The following is a 14,188-nucleotide window of genomic DNA, read 5'->3' on the forward strand; positions in this document are numbered from 1 at the left end:
ACGCTGTGCCGGGGGGCAGGAAAAATGCGGGCATCATCCCCGGCGCCCGAGCGCACCGGCGGTAACCCACGGATTCGAGTGACCCCAGACTATGCGCATGCGCCTGATGCTGTTGGGCGGCGGTAATGCCCTTGGACAGGCGCTGATCCGCCTGGGCGCCGAGGAAGACATCGGCTTCCTCGCCCCCCGGCCGCCCGAAGGCGGCTGGGACGCCTCCAGCCTCACCGTCCTGCTGGACGAAACCCGTCCCGACGCGGTGATCAACCTTGCCTACTACTTCGACTGGTTCCAGGCCGAGACCGTCAGCGACGTCCGCCTGGCCAGCCAGGAACGCGCCGTGGAGCGCCTGGCCGAACTCTGCCAGCACCACGAGATCCTGCTGATCCAGCCCTCCAGCTACCGCGTGTTCGACGGCGCCCGCGCCACCGCCTACAGCGAGAAGGACGAGCCGCTGCCGCTGGGCCCGCGCGGCCAGGCGCTGTGGCGCATGGAACAGTGGGTCCGCGCGACCTGCCCGCGGCATGTGCTGCTGCGCTTCGGCTGGCTGCTCGACGACAGCCTCGACGGCGTGCTCGGGCGCTTCCTCGAACGCGCCGAGAACGAGCAGGTGCTGTTCCTCGCCGACGACCGCCGTGGCAACCCGACGCCGGTGGACGACGCCGCGCGGGTGATCCTCTCGGTGCTCAAGCAGCTCGACTGCCAGGCGCCGCTGTGGGGCACCTACCACTACGGCGGCCTGGAGGCCACCACCACCCTGTCCCTGGGCCAGGTCGTGCTCGGCGAGGCGCGCGCCTTCCGTGGCCTGGCCGTGCAGGAACCGAGCCCGCAGGCCCACGCCGCGCGCGCGGACGCCAGCGACGAGCCGCAGCACGCGGTGCTGGCCTGCAAGAAGATCCTCCATACCTTCGGCATCAAGCCGCGCGCCTGGCGCGCCGGCCTGCCGGCATTGCTGGACCGGTACTACCGCCATGTCTGAACGTCTTTCCCCCTCCGCGCAGCCGATCCTCATCACCGGCGGCGCCGGGTTCATCGGCTCCCATCTGGCGGACGCCCTGCTGGCGCGGGGCTTTGCCGTGCGCGTGCTGGACGACCTTTCCACCGGCAAGCGCGAAAACCTCGACGGGCGCGTTGAACTGGTGGTCGGCGATGTCGCCGACGCGGCGCTGCTGCGCCGGGCGGTGAGCGGCTGCCAGGGCGTGGTGCATCTGGCCGCGGTGGCCTCGGTGCAGGCCTCGGTGGAAAACCCGGTGGCAACCCACCGGAGCAATTTCATCGGCACCCTGAATCTCTGCGAGGCCATGCGCCTGGAGGGCATCCGGCGCGTGCTGTTCGCCTCCAGCGCCGCGGTCTACGGGCAGAACGGCGAAGGCGCGGCCATCGACGAGGACACCGTCAAGGCGCCGCTGACGCCCTACGCCGCGGACAAGCTGGCCAGCGAGCACTACCTGGACTTCTATCGCCGCGAGCATGGCCTGGAGCCGGCGATCTTCCGTTTCTTCAACGTCTACGGGCCGCGCCAGGACCCGTCGTCGCCCTATTCGGGGGTGATCAGCATCTTCGCCCAGCGCGCCGAGCAGGGCCTGCCGATCACCGTGTTCGGCGATGGCGAGCAGACCCGCGACTTCATCTACGTCGGCGACCTGGTCAAGCTGCTGGTGCAGGCGCTGCTGGCCGACACGGTGGCCGAGTCGGCGACCAACGTCGGCCTGGACCAGTCCACCAGCCTCAACCAGCTGCTGGCCGAGATCGGCAAGCTCACCGGCGGGCTGCCGGCGATCACCTACGCGGCGCCGCGGCCCGGCGACATCCGCCACTCCCGCGCCGATAACCGGCGCCTGCTGGAGCGCTACCGCCTGGACGCGCCCACGCCGCTGGCGCAAGGGCTCGCCCGGTTGATCACCACCAGGGTTTGTTGATCGCCAGCAGGAAGATGCCGGCCAGCGAACCCAGCGCCAATACGCTGAACACGGCCTTGCGTGGCTTCGACGCGCTGCGCAGGGCGAAGGCCGCCAGCACGATGTAGAGCACCAGCAGGCCGATCTTGGCCTGCAGCCAGACCGGCAACGGCCAGGGCATCGCCAGGTGCACCAGGCCCAGGGCACTGAGCAGCAGCAGGGTGTCGATCAGATGGGGCAGGCCGCGCTGCCAGCCCGAGGGGCGCTTGCCCCACCAGCTGAAGCCCAGGCGCAGGAAGAAGAGAAGGGTGCTGATGATGGCGAGGCTGACGTGCAGTGCCTTGAGTTCGAGGTACATGGCGTTTCCCTGGAAATGAAAAAGGCGCCCTCGGGCGCCTTTTTCGCGGTTGGTCCGTTAGAAACGGTAACCGAAACCGACCATGTAAACCCAGGGGTCGACATCAACATCGACTTTGACCTTGCCGGCACCGGCCAGATCGGTAGTAGCGGTGGTGTCGATATCCATGTACCAGACCGCGGCGTTGACGAAGGCGTGTTCGTTGAGCATGTAGTCCATGCCCAGCTCGGCGGCCATGCCCCAGGAATCATCCAGCTTCAGGTTGCTGAAGCCCTGGTCCTTGCGGCTGCTGGTCAGGTCTTCCTCGAAGAAGGTGGTGTAGTTGATACCCAGGCCGCCATAGGGCTGGAAGGCGGAGTTGGTACCACCCATGGGGTAGTACTGCAGCAGCACGGTCGGCGGCAGTTGCTTGACGTCGGCCAGTTTGCCATCGAGAGCGCCCAGGCCTTTCACGTCGACCTGGTGCTTGAAGGGGGTGGCGGCAACCAGCTCGACACCGATCTGGTCGGTGAGCAGGTAGGCGAAGGTCAGGCCCAGTTGGGTATCGCTGTCAACGGTAGCTTTGCCACCCAGTTTGCCGCCGTTGAGCTTGAGGCTGCTGCTGTCATCGTTGGGAGCAACGGTGGCGATACCGCCGCGGACGAGGAAATCGCCAGCCTGGTGCCCGCGGATGTCGGCGGCCTGGGCCACGACGGGCGTTGCGACGGCGAGTGCAAGAAGCGAGGTGGTGAGCCAGGACTTACGCATGATGAGCTCCAATATCTCTTTGGTATAAGTGTTGGTGCTCAAAATAGTAGACAGCGCTAAAACGCGTCCTTTGATTTGGCTCAATAAAGCCCACAGGCTGTATGGGTAATTCGGGTGTGGCACGGTGCCGCACGTCATTACTGGCCGGTGTATTCGTAGATTTCTATGCTACTCGCCTGCATCTGGTAGCCGGCTTCGGCCAGATCGCTTTCCACCGCCTTGACGCTGAGCCTGCCGGTGACCCAGAACGGCTGGTACAGCTCGTCCACCTTCACACCCTTGCCGCCGCGCACGTAGACGATCTGGTTCGACGGCGGCGGCGGCACGTGGATGCACGCGCCGTAGTAGGGCACCAGCAGGAAGTCGCGGACGCTCTGGCCGTCCTCTTCCACCTCCAGCGGCACGATGTAGCCCGGCATCTTCACTTCCTGCCCGTCCAGCGCCTGCACCACCGGGGCGTCGGGCGCCTGCTGCTTCACCGCCGGGCCGCTTTCCGAATTGAGCACGTCGGAGAGCTTCGACAGGTCGTGCAGCGGCACCGGCGGCGGGGGCGGCGGCGCGCCCTCGGGGATCAGCTCGGGCCAGGTCAGCTCGCGCGGCGCCGCCCAGACGGTGGCGCTGGTGGCGAGCAGCAGGAGGAACAGCAGGCGGCGCATGGGACTTCCTCAGAGGCGGATCGACAGGCCATCGGCCAGCGACTGCCGATAGGCGCGCCACGCCGGCACACAGCCGATCAGCAGCGCGGCCAGGAGTATGCCGCCGAGCAGTGACCATTCATAGGCGCTGGGCAGCGCCAGCGGCAGGAAGATGCCGTAGCTGGCCTGCACGTAGGCCTGGCTGCCGGCGATGCCGGCGTAGAGCAGCCCGACGCCCAGCACCACGCCGGCCAGCGCCAGGGCGAAGGCCTCGGCCACCAGCAGGCTGAAGATGTGCCAGGGCCGCGCGCCCACCGAGCGCAGGATGGCCATCTCCCGGCGGCGTTCGTTGAGGCTGGTGAGGATCGCCGTGAGCATGCCGATCAGGCCGGTCAGCACGACGAACAGCGAGACCACGAACAGCGCCTTCTCCGCCGTGCCCATCAGCCCCCACAGCTCCTGCAGCGCCACGCCCGGCAGGATCGCCATCAGCGGCTCGCCGTCGTATTCGTTGATCTGCCGCTGCAGGGTGAAGGTCGCCACCTTGTTCTTCAGGCCGAGCAGGAAGGCGGTGATCGCCTTGGGCTGCAGGTCCATGCCGCGTGCCTGGTCCTCGCTGATGCGCGCGGCGCCGCGCGCCGGGACGCCGTTCTTCCAGTCGACGTGCAGCGCTTCCATGCCTTGCAGCGAGATGTGCAGGGTGCGGTCCACCGGGGTGCCGGTGCGCTTGAGGATGCCGACCACGGTGAACGGCTTGTCGTCGTGCTGCACCAGGCTGATGGTGCTGACGCCGTGGGCGAGGACGATCCTGTCGCCGAGCTTGTAGTGCAGTGCTTCGGCGACTTCCGCGCCGAGCACCACGTCGAACAGGTCCTGGCCGAACGGCCGGCCCTCGGCCAGTTCCAGCGTCTGCCCGCGGCCGAAGCGGTAGTGCTCGAAGTAGCCGGTGTCGGTGCCCATGACGCGGTAGCCGCGGTGCGAGTCGCCCAGGGAGATCGGGATCGCCCACTTCACCAGCGGGCTGTGGGCCACCGTCTCGAAGCTGTCCCAGCGGATGTTGTTGGTGGCGTTGCCGATGCGGAACACCGAATACAGCAGCAGGTTCACCGAGCCGGAGCGCGCGCCGACGATCAGGTCGGTGCCGGAAATGGTGCTGGCGAAGCTGGCCTTGGCCTCGGTGCGCACGCGCTCCACCGCCAGCAGCAGGCAGGCGGAGAGGGCGATGGCGAAGATGGTCAGCAGCGCGGTGAAGCGGCGGTTGGACAGGCTGGCGAGCGCCAGGCGCAACAGGTACATGCTCAGATTCCCGGGGCGCGGGCGGCGCGGTTGAGGTCGGCCAGCGACAGGCTGCGGTCGAACAGGGCGGCCAGGCTCTGGTCATGGCTGACGAACAGCAGGCTGGCGCCGGCCTCGCGGCATTCGGCGAACAGCAGTTGGAGGAACGCCTCGCGGGCGTCGGCGTCCAGCGCCGAGGTCGGCTCGTCGGCGATCACCAGTTCCGGCTGGCCGATCAGCGCGCGGGCCGCGGCGACGCGCTGCTGCTGGCCGATGGACAGGCTGTCGGCGCGGCGCTCGATCAGTGCCTTGTCGCCAAGGCCGAGATGCCCGAGCAGCGCTTCGGCGGCCTGGGCCGCACTGCCGTGGCGGGCCCTGGCGCGTTCCGCGCGGCTGCGCGAGAAGTGGCAGGGCAGCTCGACGTTCTCGCGTACCGAGAGGAACGGCAGCAGGTTGAACTGCTGGAAGATGTAGCCGGTGTGGTCGACGCGGAAATGATCGCGGCGCGCCGCCTTCATCTGCGCGATGTCCTCGCCGAGCAGTTTCACGCTGCCGCGCTGCGGGCGCTGCACGCCGCCGAGCAGGCCGAGCAGGGTGGTCTTGCCGCTGCCGGAGGGGCCCTTGAGGAACAGGGTTTCGCCACGCTCCAGCGCGAAGGCGGGAATGTCCAGCAGCTCCGCCTGGCCGGGCCAGGCGAAGCCGAGGTTGTCGAGTTCGAGCAGTGCGGTCATTTCAGGGATTCAGAAGGTCAGGGTCGGGTTGCCGGCGGTCAATTCTGCACCTTGCTGGCCGCTCGGGCCGATCAGTTGTACCTGAATCCTCTGGGTCGCCGGGAAGCGCTTGAACAGCGGCGCGAAGTCCAGGCCGGCGAGCTCCTGCGGCTGGGCGCAGGTCAGCTGGTAGTGGGCGTGGATATCGGCGTGCTGATGGCCCTCGTGTTCGTCGTGGTCGCCATCATGCTCGTCGGCCTCTGGTGCGTCGCCGAACAGCGGGCTGGAGAGTTCCACCGATTGCAGGCTGCATTTGGCCGCGGCCGGGAGGTCGATCAACTGCAGCGGCTGCTTGAGCTGGGCCTGCACGGTGGCGGCGGTGGCCTTGTCGGCGTCGCTGGTGGCGGCGTGCTCGAAGCCGACGAAGTTCATCGCCGGGCTGTCCAGTTCCAGCTCCAGGGCCTTGCCGTCGAGGGCGGCGTTGAGCTGGGCGACGCCATGCTCATGCTTGCCGAGGCTGCCGTGTTCATGTTCGTCGTGGGCGTATGCAGCGAGGGGCAGCAGGGTGGCAGCGAGGAGCAGGGGGCGCATGGGGAACTCCGGTCATTGATTGATTTGTTACGTTATAACGGGTGAAAGATTAACGCCAGCTTAGCGTGCGTTTGGCGTGGCGGCGATGCCGTGGGAGCATGCGCGAAATGCCGCGAGGAGAAGGGCGATGCTGAGAATCAAGGGCACCATCGGCGACTGGCCGGTGGACCTGACCGTCGAGATGGACGCCGCCGACTGGGCGCGCCTGGCGCAGAACCTGCCGGCGGCCGCGGTGGCGCCGAAGGCTCCGGCTCCCGCCGCGAGCGGCCCGGCGGATCAGGCGTGGCTGGCCGCGCAGGACCTGTTGCGCCGCAGCGGCAGCAGCGAGGGGCCGCAATTGCTCGGCGAGCTGGAAGCGCTGGCCGGCAGCGCGGGGGCGGCGAAGGGGTTGCTGGTGCGCCTGCGGCACAGCCCGAAGGTGAAGATCGAGGTGCGCGAGGGCGTGCAGGTGTTCAACTGGGTGGAGGCGTAGCGGCTTTTCGCAGGAGCGAGCTGGCTCGCGAACAACTCCGCGGCGGGGTAGGTTCGCGAGCCAGCTCGCTCCTACAGTCGGCGCTCTGCCCGCGCCTGTGAAAAGGGCGCCTTGCGGCGCCCTGATCGATCAATACAGCACGTTCGCCAGCTTGCGGCGGTAGGCGATCACCAGCGGGTGATCGTTGCCCAGCAGATCGAACACCTGGACCAGCGTCTTGCGCGGCAGGTCCTCGCCATAGCCGCGGTTGCGCACGAACAGCCTGAGCAGAGCGTCCATCGCCGCTTCGTACTGCTGGCGGGCCAGTTGCTGGATGGCGAGCTGATAGGTGGCTTCGTCGTCGTTGGCGTCGGCGGCCAGGCGGGTCTTCAGCGCGGCGGCATCCGGCAGGTCGGCGGCCTGGCGCAGGAAGGTCAGCTGGGCCCTGGCGGCGGCCAGCGCCTGTTTGTGCTCGTCGCTCTTCACCGCGTTGAGCACGGTCTCGGCCTCACCCAGCTCGCCGCGCTCGGCGAGGCAGCGGGCGTAGAGGATCAGCGCGGCGGCGTTGCTGTTGTCCTCGCCCAGCAGCGCTTTCAATTGCGCCTCGGCCTCGGCGAAGCGGCCTTCGTTGAAGGCGGTCTGCGCCAGTTCCAGCGGATTGCCTTCCGCCGGGGCGGGCGGCTGCACGTGCTGTTCGAGCATCTGGCGGATCGCCGATTCCGGCTGCGCGCCGGCGAAGCCGTCGACCGGCTGGCCGTCCTTGAACAGCACCACGGTGGGCAGGCTGCGGATGCCGAAGCGCATCACGATGTCCTGCTCGATGTCGCAGTTGACCTTGGCCAGCAGCAGCTCGCCCTGGTAGGACTCGGTGATCTGCGCCAGCAGCGGCATCAGCGCCTTGCACGGGGCGCACCAGTCGGCCCAGAAGTCCACCAGGACGGGTTTGACGAAGGAGTTCTCGATGACGACCTGATCGAAGTTGGCGATGTTGGCGTCGAAGATGTAGGGCGTATCGCTCATGGGAAATCTCGGGCGAGTGGGGCGATGAAGGGTGGTTGCCACTATAAGTGGGGGCGCGGCTGAACGGAAACAAGCACCCGGTTGGCAGGGGGCATGGGCGGGCGTTGCCCGCCTTTCGCGGACAAGGTCCGTTCCTACGCGGAAGGATCGGCGTGTGCTCCCGTAGGAGCGGACTTTGTCCGCGATCCGGCCGCAAGGCCGGCGGTGGTCACCCGCGCCGCGCGTGATACAGGCTGACGTGCCTGAACTCGGCGGGTTCCGCCAGGTCCGGCCAGGTGCAGCCGTCGAGGATCGCCAGGCGCCGGTACAGCGGGTGGCTGAAGTCGCGGACCCGCGAATCGGCCACCAGGGCTTCGCGGCCGCGGCCGAGGAACTCGTCCAGCAGCGGCAGGTTGGCGCGGTCGTAGAGCACGTCGGCGACGATGATCAGGTCGAAGCGGTCGGCCTCCTTGAAGAAGTCGTCCGAGTAACTCAACTGCACGCCGTTCAGCTCGGCGTTGGCGCGACAGGCCAGCAGCGCCAGCGGGTCGAGGTCGCAGGCCACCACCTCGGCGGCGCCGGCCTTGGCCGCGGCGATGGCGGCGATGCCGGAGCCGGCGCCGAAGTCCAGCACGCGCTTGCCGCGCACCCATTCCGGCCGTTGCGCCAGCCAGTGCGCCAGCACTAGGCCGCTGGCCCAGCAGAAGCACCAGTAGGGCGGTTCATCGAGGATGCGCCGGGTCTCGTCCGGGCTGAATTCGCGATCCATGTTCTGCGCGTCGATCAGCCAGAGATCGATGTCGGTGCCGGGCAGGCGCTCGGCCACCAGGCGCGCGTCGCCCAGCAGTTCGCCCAGGGCCTGCTGCAGCGGCAGCGGCGGCGTCATGGCGCGCGCTCCAGGCGCAGCTCACCGAGGGCGCGGCTCTCCGGCAGGGCGATGCGCACCGGCGGCAGGTGCCAGACCAGTTGGCCGGACTGCGAGACGCGGCCGTGCAGCTCGACGCGGGCGTTGGCCGGGAAGGATTGCGGGTTGAACACCAGGCGGAACGGCAGGGCCTGGCCGGTGGCGATCAGCTTTTCACTGGAGAGCAGTTGCTGCGGGCGGTCGCGTTCGTCGACCACCAGCAGCGCCAGCTCCACCTCGCCGCCGGCGGGCAGGTAGCCCTGGCTGCTGCTGAGCAGGCCGGTCAGCTCGCGCATGTTGGCCGGCAGCACCGGTTCGACCACCGTGGCGCCGGCGGGCGCGGCCTGCGGGGTGGGCGCCGGCTTGTCGCTGGAGCAGGCAGCGAGCAGGGCGATGAGGGACAGGCAGAGAAGACGGGTGGACATGGGCGGACTCCATCGCGGCGCATTTCCAGGCGGGCGCCTGTATAGCCTAAAGCGCCCGGCTTGTCTCGGGGCCAGGGTTTCATCGGCGGAGCGATGCGCTACCATGAGGCCTTTCCTTCCCCCATTACAAGACGGCAGCAGACCCGCCATGCATTGTCCCTTCTGCGGCGCCCACGACACCAAAGTCATCGATTCGCGCCTGGTCGCCGAGGGCGATCAGGTCCGCCGTCGCCGCGAGTGTCTGAACTGCGGCGAGCGCTTCACCACCTTCGAGACCGCCGAACTGGTCATGCCGCGCCTGATCAAGCAGGACGGCAGCCGCCAGCCGTTCGACGAGGACAAACTGCGCGCCGGCATGCAGCGCGCGCTGGAGAAGCGTCCGGTGAGCATCGAGCGGCTGGAGGCGGCGCTGGCGCACATCAAGCACAAGCTGCGCGCCACCGGCGAGCGCGAGGTGAAGTCGCGGGTGCTGGGGGAACTGGTGATGGCCGAGCTGCAGAAGCTCGACGAAGTCGCCTACATCCGTTTCGCCTCGGTCTACCGCCGCTTCCAGGACCTCAACGAGTTCCGCGAGGAGATCGAGCGCCTGGCCCGCGAGCCGTCGAAAGAATGAGCGCCCCGGCCCCGATGGACACCTGCGACGAAGCCTGGATGGCCCGCGCCATCGAACTGGCGCGCAAGGGCTGGTACTCCACCCATCCCAATCCGCGGGTCGGCTGCGTCATCGTGCGCGACGGCGAGGTGGTCGGCGAGGGCTGGCACGTGCGCGCCGGCGAGCCGCACGCCGAGGTCCACGCCCTGCGCCAGGCCGGCGACAAGGCTCAGGGCGCGACTGCCTACGTGACCCTGGAACCCTGCAGCCACTTCGGCCGCACGCCGCCGTGCGCGGACGCGCTGGTGAAGGCCGGCGTGGCGCGGGTGGTGGCGGCCATGCAGGACCCCAATCCGCAGGTCGCCGGCAACGGCCTGCGGCGCATCGCCGAGGCGGGCATCGCGGTGCGCGCCGGCGTGCTGGAGAACGAAGCCCGCGCGCTGAATCCCGGCTTCCTCAAGCGCATGGAAACCGGCCTGCCCTATGTGCGGGTGAAGCTGGCGATGAGCCTGGACGGCCGCACCGCGATGGCCAGCGGCGAGAGCCAGTGGATCACCGGCCCCGCCGCGCGCCGGGCCGTGCAGCGGCTGCGCGCGCAGTCGAGCGTCGTGCTCTCGGGCGCCGACACCGTGCTGATCGACGATGCGCGGCTGACCGTCCGTCCCGACGAACTCGGGCTGGATGCCGAGCAAACCGAACTGGCGACCCGCCGCCCGCCGCTGCGGGTGCTGATCGACGGGCGCCTGCGGGTGCCGCTGACCGCCGCCTTCTTCCAGGCGGGGCCGGCGCTGGTGGTCGGCACGCGGGACGACCCGAACTACGCCGTGCTCGGCCATGAACTGCTGGCCCTGGCCGGGGGCGACGGCCAGGTCGACCTGCCGGCGCTGCTCGCCGAGCTGGGGCGCCGTGGCGTCAACGAGGTGCTGGTGGAAGCCGGTCCGCGCCTGGCCGGGGCCTTCGCGCGCCTGGGGCTGGTCGACGAATACTGCATCTTCATGGCGCCCAAGCTGCTCGGCTCCTCCGCGCGTCCGCTGCTGGAGCTGCCGCTGGAGCGCATGGCCGAGTCCCGCGAGCTGAAGATCACCGACATCCGCGCGGTGGGCGACGACTGGCTGGTCACGGCCCGGCCGCGTTGACGGCCGCGTCCTTCGCCCCTGCGCGAAAGCAGAGGCTGGATAAACAGAACCTTCCGACTTGTGCCGGCCTGTGGTAAAACGCCACACGCGGTCGGCGTTGTGAACGGCCGCGATTGACGTTCTCAGGGCGGGGTGCAAGTCCCCACCGGCGGTAATGGCGCGCAATGCGTCTAGCCCGCGAGCGCTTGCCCGGACCGGTTCGCCGGATGGGCAAGGTCAGCAGACCCGGTGCGATTCCGGGGCCGACGGTAACAGTCCGGATGAAGAGAGAACGGGATGAGCCAGCGGGGCGCGTCTGCGCGCGCCCGTGTAGTCCCTTCGATCCGATACGCCCTGTTTTCTAACCGAAACAGGAGTTCACCTCTATGCAACATCGTTCCCGGTCGGCTGCGCGGTCCAGTGCCCGCGATCACGCCGCCCCTGCCGCGTGGGAGGTCACATGTTCACCGGCATAATCGAATCCATCGGCAGCATCGCCGCCATCACCCCGAAAGGCGGTGACGTGCGCCTGTACGTGAAGACCGGCAAGCTCGACCTGGCCGACGTCAAGCTCGGCGACAGCATCGCGGTCAACGGCATCTGCCTGACCGCGGTGGACCTGCCCGGCGACGGCTTCTGGGCCGACGTCAGCCGCGAGACCCTGGCGCGCACCGCCTTCGCCCAGCTCAAGGTCGGCAGCCGGGTGAACCTGGAAAAGGCCCTGACCCCGACCACCCGCCTGGGCGGCCACCTGGTCAGCGGCCACGTCGACGGCGTCGGCGAGATCGTCAAGCGCGAGGAAAACGCCCGCGCCATCCAGTTCACCGTGCGCGCGCCGCGCGAGCTGGCCAGGTACATCGCGCTCAAGGGCTCGATCACCGTGGACGGCACCAGCCTGACGGTGAACGCGGTCAACGGCGCCGAGTTCGAGTTGACCATCGTCCCGCACACCGTGCAGGAAACCATCATGGCCGACTACCGCCCGGGGCGGCAGGTCAACCTGGAGGTCGACCTGCTGGCGCGCTACCTTGAGCGCCTGCTGCTGGGCGACAAGGCCGCCGAACCGGCTGCCGGCGCGTCCGGCATCACCGAAGCATTCCTGGCCGAAAACGGCTTCCTCAAACACTGAAAGGCTTGACCCCGTATGGCACTCAACAGCATTGAAGAACTGCTCGACGACATGCGTCAGGGCAAGATGGTCATCCTCATGGATGACGAGGACCGCGAGAACGAAGGCGACCTGATCATCGCCTCCGAGTGCGTCCGCACCGAAGACATCAACTTCATGGCGCGCTTCGCCCGCGGCCTGATCTGCATGCCGATGACCCGCGAGCGCTGCGAGCGCCTCGGCCTGCCGCTGATGGTGCAGCGCAACGGTTCCGGCTTCGGCACCAAGTTCACCGTCTCCATCGAGGCCGCCGAGGGCGTCACCACCGGCATCTCCGCCGCCGACCGCGCCCGCACCGTGCAGGCCGCCGCGGCGAAGAACGCCGTCGCCGCCGACATCGTCAGCCCCGGCCACATCTTCCCGCTGATGGCCCAGGCCGGCGGCGTGCTGGCCCGCGCCGGCCACACCGAGGCGGCCTGCGACCTGGCGCGCATGGCCGGCTTCGAGCCCTCCGGCGTGATCTGCGAGATCATGAACGACGACGGCACCATGGCCCGCCGGCCGGAGCTGGAGGAGTTCGCCAAGCAGCACGGCATCAAGATCGGCACCATCGCCGACCTGATCCACTACCGCCTGATCCACGAACGCACCGTCGAGCGCATCGCCGAGCAGCCGCTGGACAGCGAACTGGGCCACTTCAACCTGATCACCTACCGCGACTCCGTGGAAGGCGACGTGCACCTGGCCCTGACCCTGGGCAAGGTCTGCGCGGAAGAGCCGACCCTGGTGCGCGTGCACAACCCCGACCCGCTGCGCGACCTGCTGATGGTCGCCCAGCCGGGCCGCTGGAGCCTGCGCGCGGCGATGGCCAAGGTCGCCGAGGCAGGCAGCGGCGTGGTGCTGCTGCTCGGCCACCAGGTCGGTGGCGAGGACCTGCTGGCGCATGTCCGCGAGATCGGCCACAGCGGGACGCCGGCGCCCAAGCCGACCACCACCTACAGCACCGTGGGTGCCGGTTCGCAGATCCTGCGCGACCTGGGCGTGCGCAAGATGCGCCTGATGTCGGCGCCGATGCGCTTCAACGCGATATCCGGCTTCGACCTGGAAGTTGTAGAATACCTGCCCGCTGACGGGCAGCCCTGATCGCTGCTGCGCTGGGTCATGCCGCGTTGGAAATCGCCTCGAAATGCTCGTTTACTTCAGTAGACTGCGCTTTTTCGGCGATTCCCGCCTTGCCTGACCTGCGCTCGCGACGCGCTCCGGACTACCCGAATGAACCCGCCGCCGCGCCCTGGCACGGCGGCGCCGTTCTTCTACCCTATTTGCGGAGCGTCGCCGGACGCTCCGGCTCTTTAACAGACGAGACCTGCCCATGACCCTGAAGACCATCGAAGGTACCTTCATCGCCCCCAAAGGCCGCTTCGCCCTGGTGGTTGGCCGCTTCAACAGCTTCGTGGTGGAAAGCCTGGTGGAAGGCGCCATCGACGCGCTGGTGCGCCACGGCGTCGCCCAGAGCGAAATCACCGTGATCCGCGCCCCGGGCGCCTTCGAGATCCCGCTGGTGGCGCAGAAAGTCGCCCAGCGTGGCGAGTACGACGCCATCATCGCCCTCGGCGCGGTGATCCGCGGCGGCACCCCGCACTTCGAATACGTAGCCGGCGAGTGCACCAAGGGCCTGGCGCAGGTTTCCCTGCAGTTCGGCGTGCCGGTCGCCTTCGGCGTGCTGACCGTCGACTCCATCGAACAAGCCATCGAGCGCTCCGGCACCAAGGCCGGCAACAAGGGCGCCGAAGCTGCCCTGTCCGCCCTGGAAATGGTGAGCCTGCTGTCGCAGCTGGAGGCCAAGTGAGCACCCAGGACAGCGGTACTCCGGCGAAGCCGGCCAAGCCCAACAAGATCGCCATGCGCCGCAAGGCCCGCAGCCTCGCGGTGCAGGCCCTGTATTCCTGGCAGATGGCCGGCCAGCCGCTCAACGAGATCGAGGCGAGCTTCCGCACCGACAACGACTTCAGCGATGTCGACGGCGCCTACTTCCACGAGATCCTCCACGGCGTGCCGCGCCTGAAGGGCGAGCTGGACAAGGAATTCACCCCTTGCCTGGACCGCGCGCTGGAAGAGATCGACCCAGTCGAGCTGGCGATCCTGCGCCTGTCCACCTACGAGCTGCGCAACCGCCTGGACGTGCCGTACAAGGTGGTGATCAACGAAGGCATCGAGCTGGCCAAGACCTTCGGCGCCACCGACGGCCACAAGTTCGTCAACGGCGTGCTGGACAAGCTGGCCCCGCGCCTGCGCGCGGCCGAGCTGCGTGGCGGCAAGCGCTGAGACCCTGTCCGTGATCCTGCTGCGAGACCGTGATCGGAACCCATGCGCCGCTCGTTCC

General features: G+C 68.5%; 18 protein-coding genes and 1 riboswitch. Of the genes, 9 read left to right on the forward strand and 9 right to left on the reverse strand.

The genetic code is table 11. The features are described from left to right. The first annotated feature begins 91 nt into the window (after window positions 1-91). Both AC3B6A_RS03290 and AC3B6A_RS03295 read left to right on the forward strand, forming a co-directional pair. On the forward strand, window positions 92-976 hold the full coding sequence (locus AC3B6A_RS03290) for a sugar nucleotide-binding protein (RefSeq protein ID WP_488400885.1): 885 nt from the start codon (window positions 92-94) through the stop codon (window positions 974-976). Then, window positions 969-1,916, forward strand: a complete 948-nt coding sequence (locus tag AC3B6A_RS03295) for an NAD-dependent epimerase/dehydratase family protein (protein WP_488400886.1) — start codon at window positions 969-971, stop codon at window positions 1,914-1,916. The genes AC3B6A_RS03290 and AC3B6A_RS03295 overlap by 8 nt, the downstream gene beginning before the upstream one ends. On the opposite strand, the gene AC3B6A_RS03300 is transcribed toward AC3B6A_RS03295, so the two are convergent. The 6 genes from AC3B6A_RS03300 to AC3B6A_RS03325 all read right to left on the reverse strand — a co-directional run bounded on the left by AC3B6A_RS03300 (window position 1,897) and on the right by AC3B6A_RS03325 (window position 6,211). Then, a complete protein-coding gene (locus AC3B6A_RS03300) occupies window positions 1,897-2,253 on the reverse strand; it encodes a SirB2 family protein (RefSeq protein ID WP_488400887.1) in 357 nt (118 codons plus the stop codon). The two genes, AC3B6A_RS03295 and AC3B6A_RS03300, sit on opposite strands and share 20 nt — an antisense overlap. Window positions 2,254-2,310: 57 nt before the next feature. Beyond that, window positions 2,311-3,000 (reverse strand): OmpW family outer membrane protein, encoded by a 690-nt coding sequence (locus AC3B6A_RS03305; protein ID WP_488400888.1) that lies wholly within the window; start codon window positions 2,998-3,000, stop codon window positions 2,311-2,313. Window positions 3,001-3,137: 137 nt separating this feature from the next. Beyond that, a complete protein-coding gene (locus AC3B6A_RS03310; protein WP_488400889.1) occupies window positions 3,138-3,656 on the reverse strand; it encodes a DUF3299 domain-containing protein in 519 nt (172 codons plus the stop codon). Between the two features lie 9 nt (window positions 3,657-3,665). Next, entirely contained in the window at window positions 3,666-4,931 is a 1,266-nt protein-coding gene (locus AC3B6A_RS03315) for an ABC transporter permease (protein ID WP_488400890.1), read from the reverse strand. A gap of 2 nt (window positions 4,932-4,933) precedes the next feature. Further along, a complete protein-coding gene (locus tag AC3B6A_RS03320) occupies window positions 4,934-5,641 on the reverse strand; it encodes an ABC transporter ATP-binding protein (RefSeq protein ID WP_488400891.1) in 708 nt (235 codons plus the stop codon). A gap of 9 nt (window positions 5,642-5,650) precedes the next feature. Then, entirely contained in the window at window positions 5,651-6,211 is a 561-nt protein-coding gene (locus AC3B6A_RS03325) for a DUF2796 domain-containing protein (protein ID WP_488400892.1), read from the reverse strand. 127 nt (window positions 6,212-6,338) lie between these two features. Between AC3B6A_RS03325 and AC3B6A_RS03330 the strand changes: the two genes are divergently transcribed. Further along, window positions 6,339-6,683: a hypothetical protein gene (locus tag AC3B6A_RS03330; protein WP_488400893.1), complete on the forward strand. Its 345-nt coding sequence runs from the start codon at window positions 6,339-6,341 to the stop codon at window positions 6,681-6,683. A gap of 129 nt (window positions 6,684-6,812) precedes the next feature. Here the strand turns inward: AC3B6A_RS03330 and trxA are convergent, their stop codons facing one another. The 3 genes from trxA to AC3B6A_RS03345 form a co-directional block, all read right to left on the reverse strand. Continuing rightward, window positions 6,813-7,682: a thioredoxin gene (gene trxA, locus AC3B6A_RS03335; protein ID WP_488400894.1), complete on the reverse strand. Its 870-nt coding sequence runs from the start codon at window positions 7,680-7,682 to the stop codon at window positions 6,813-6,815. 208 nt (window positions 7,683-7,890) lie between these two features. Further along, the gene (locus AC3B6A_RS03340; protein WP_488400895.1) at window positions 7,891-8,547 is read right to left on the reverse strand and encodes a class I SAM-dependent methyltransferase; all 657 of its coding nucleotides are present in this window, start codon (window positions 8,545-8,547) and stop codon (window positions 7,891-7,893) included. Beyond that, on the reverse strand, window positions 8,544-8,990 hold the full coding sequence (locus AC3B6A_RS03345; protein ID WP_488400896.1) for a YbaY family lipoprotein: 447 nt from the start codon (window positions 8,988-8,990) through the stop codon (window positions 8,544-8,546). Before AC3B6A_RS03345 ends, AC3B6A_RS03340 begins: the two co-directional genes overlap by 4 nt. 148 nt (window positions 8,991-9,138) lie before the next feature. Here AC3B6A_RS03345 and nrdR point away from each other — a divergent pair, with 148 nt between their 5' ends. The 6 genes from nrdR to nusB all read left to right on the forward strand — a co-directional run bounded on the left by nrdR (window position 9,139) and on the right by nusB (window position 14,130). Then, window positions 9,139-9,603: a transcriptional regulator NrdR gene (gene nrdR, locus AC3B6A_RS03350; RefSeq protein WP_488400897.1), complete on the forward strand. Its 465-nt coding sequence runs from the start codon at window positions 9,139-9,141 to the stop codon at window positions 9,601-9,603. A 14-nt stretch (window positions 9,604-9,617) separates the two neighbouring features. Next, entirely contained in the window at window positions 9,618-10,718 is a 1,101-nt protein-coding gene (gene ribD / locus AC3B6A_RS03355; protein ID WP_488403494.1) for a bifunctional diaminohydroxyphosphoribosylaminopyrimidine deaminase/5-amino-6-(5-phosphoribosylamino)uracil reductase RibD, read from the forward strand. A gap of 114 nt (window positions 10,719-10,832) precedes the next feature. Then, window positions 10,833-10,995, forward strand: a riboswitch (FMN riboswitch). A gap of 162 nt (window positions 10,996-11,157) precedes the next feature. Next, entirely contained in the window at window positions 11,158-11,826 is a 669-nt protein-coding gene (locus AC3B6A_RS03360) for a riboflavin synthase (protein ID WP_488400898.1), read from the forward strand. A gap of 15 nt (window positions 11,827-11,841) precedes the next feature. Then, on the forward strand, window positions 11,842-12,948 hold the full coding sequence (gene ribBA, locus AC3B6A_RS03365) for a bifunctional 3,4-dihydroxy-2-butanone-4-phosphate synthase/GTP cyclohydrolase II (RefSeq protein ID WP_488400899.1): 1,107 nt from the start codon (window positions 11,842-11,844) through the stop codon (window positions 12,946-12,948). Between the two features lie 229 nt (window positions 12,949-13,177). Further along, window positions 13,178-13,654, forward strand: a complete 477-nt coding sequence (gene ribH, locus AC3B6A_RS03370; RefSeq protein ID WP_488400900.1) for a 6,7-dimethyl-8-ribityllumazine synthase — start codon at window positions 13,178-13,180, stop codon at window positions 13,652-13,654. Next, on the forward strand, window positions 13,651-14,130 hold the full coding sequence (gene nusB, locus AC3B6A_RS03375; protein WP_488400901.1) for a transcription antitermination factor NusB: 480 nt from the start codon (window positions 13,651-13,653) through the stop codon (window positions 14,128-14,130). The genes ribH and nusB overlap by 4 nt, the downstream gene beginning before the upstream one ends. The last annotated feature ends 58 nt before the right edge of the window (window positions 14,131-14,188 follow it).

Source organism: Pseudomonas sp. B12(2026), from assembly GCF_057767015.1.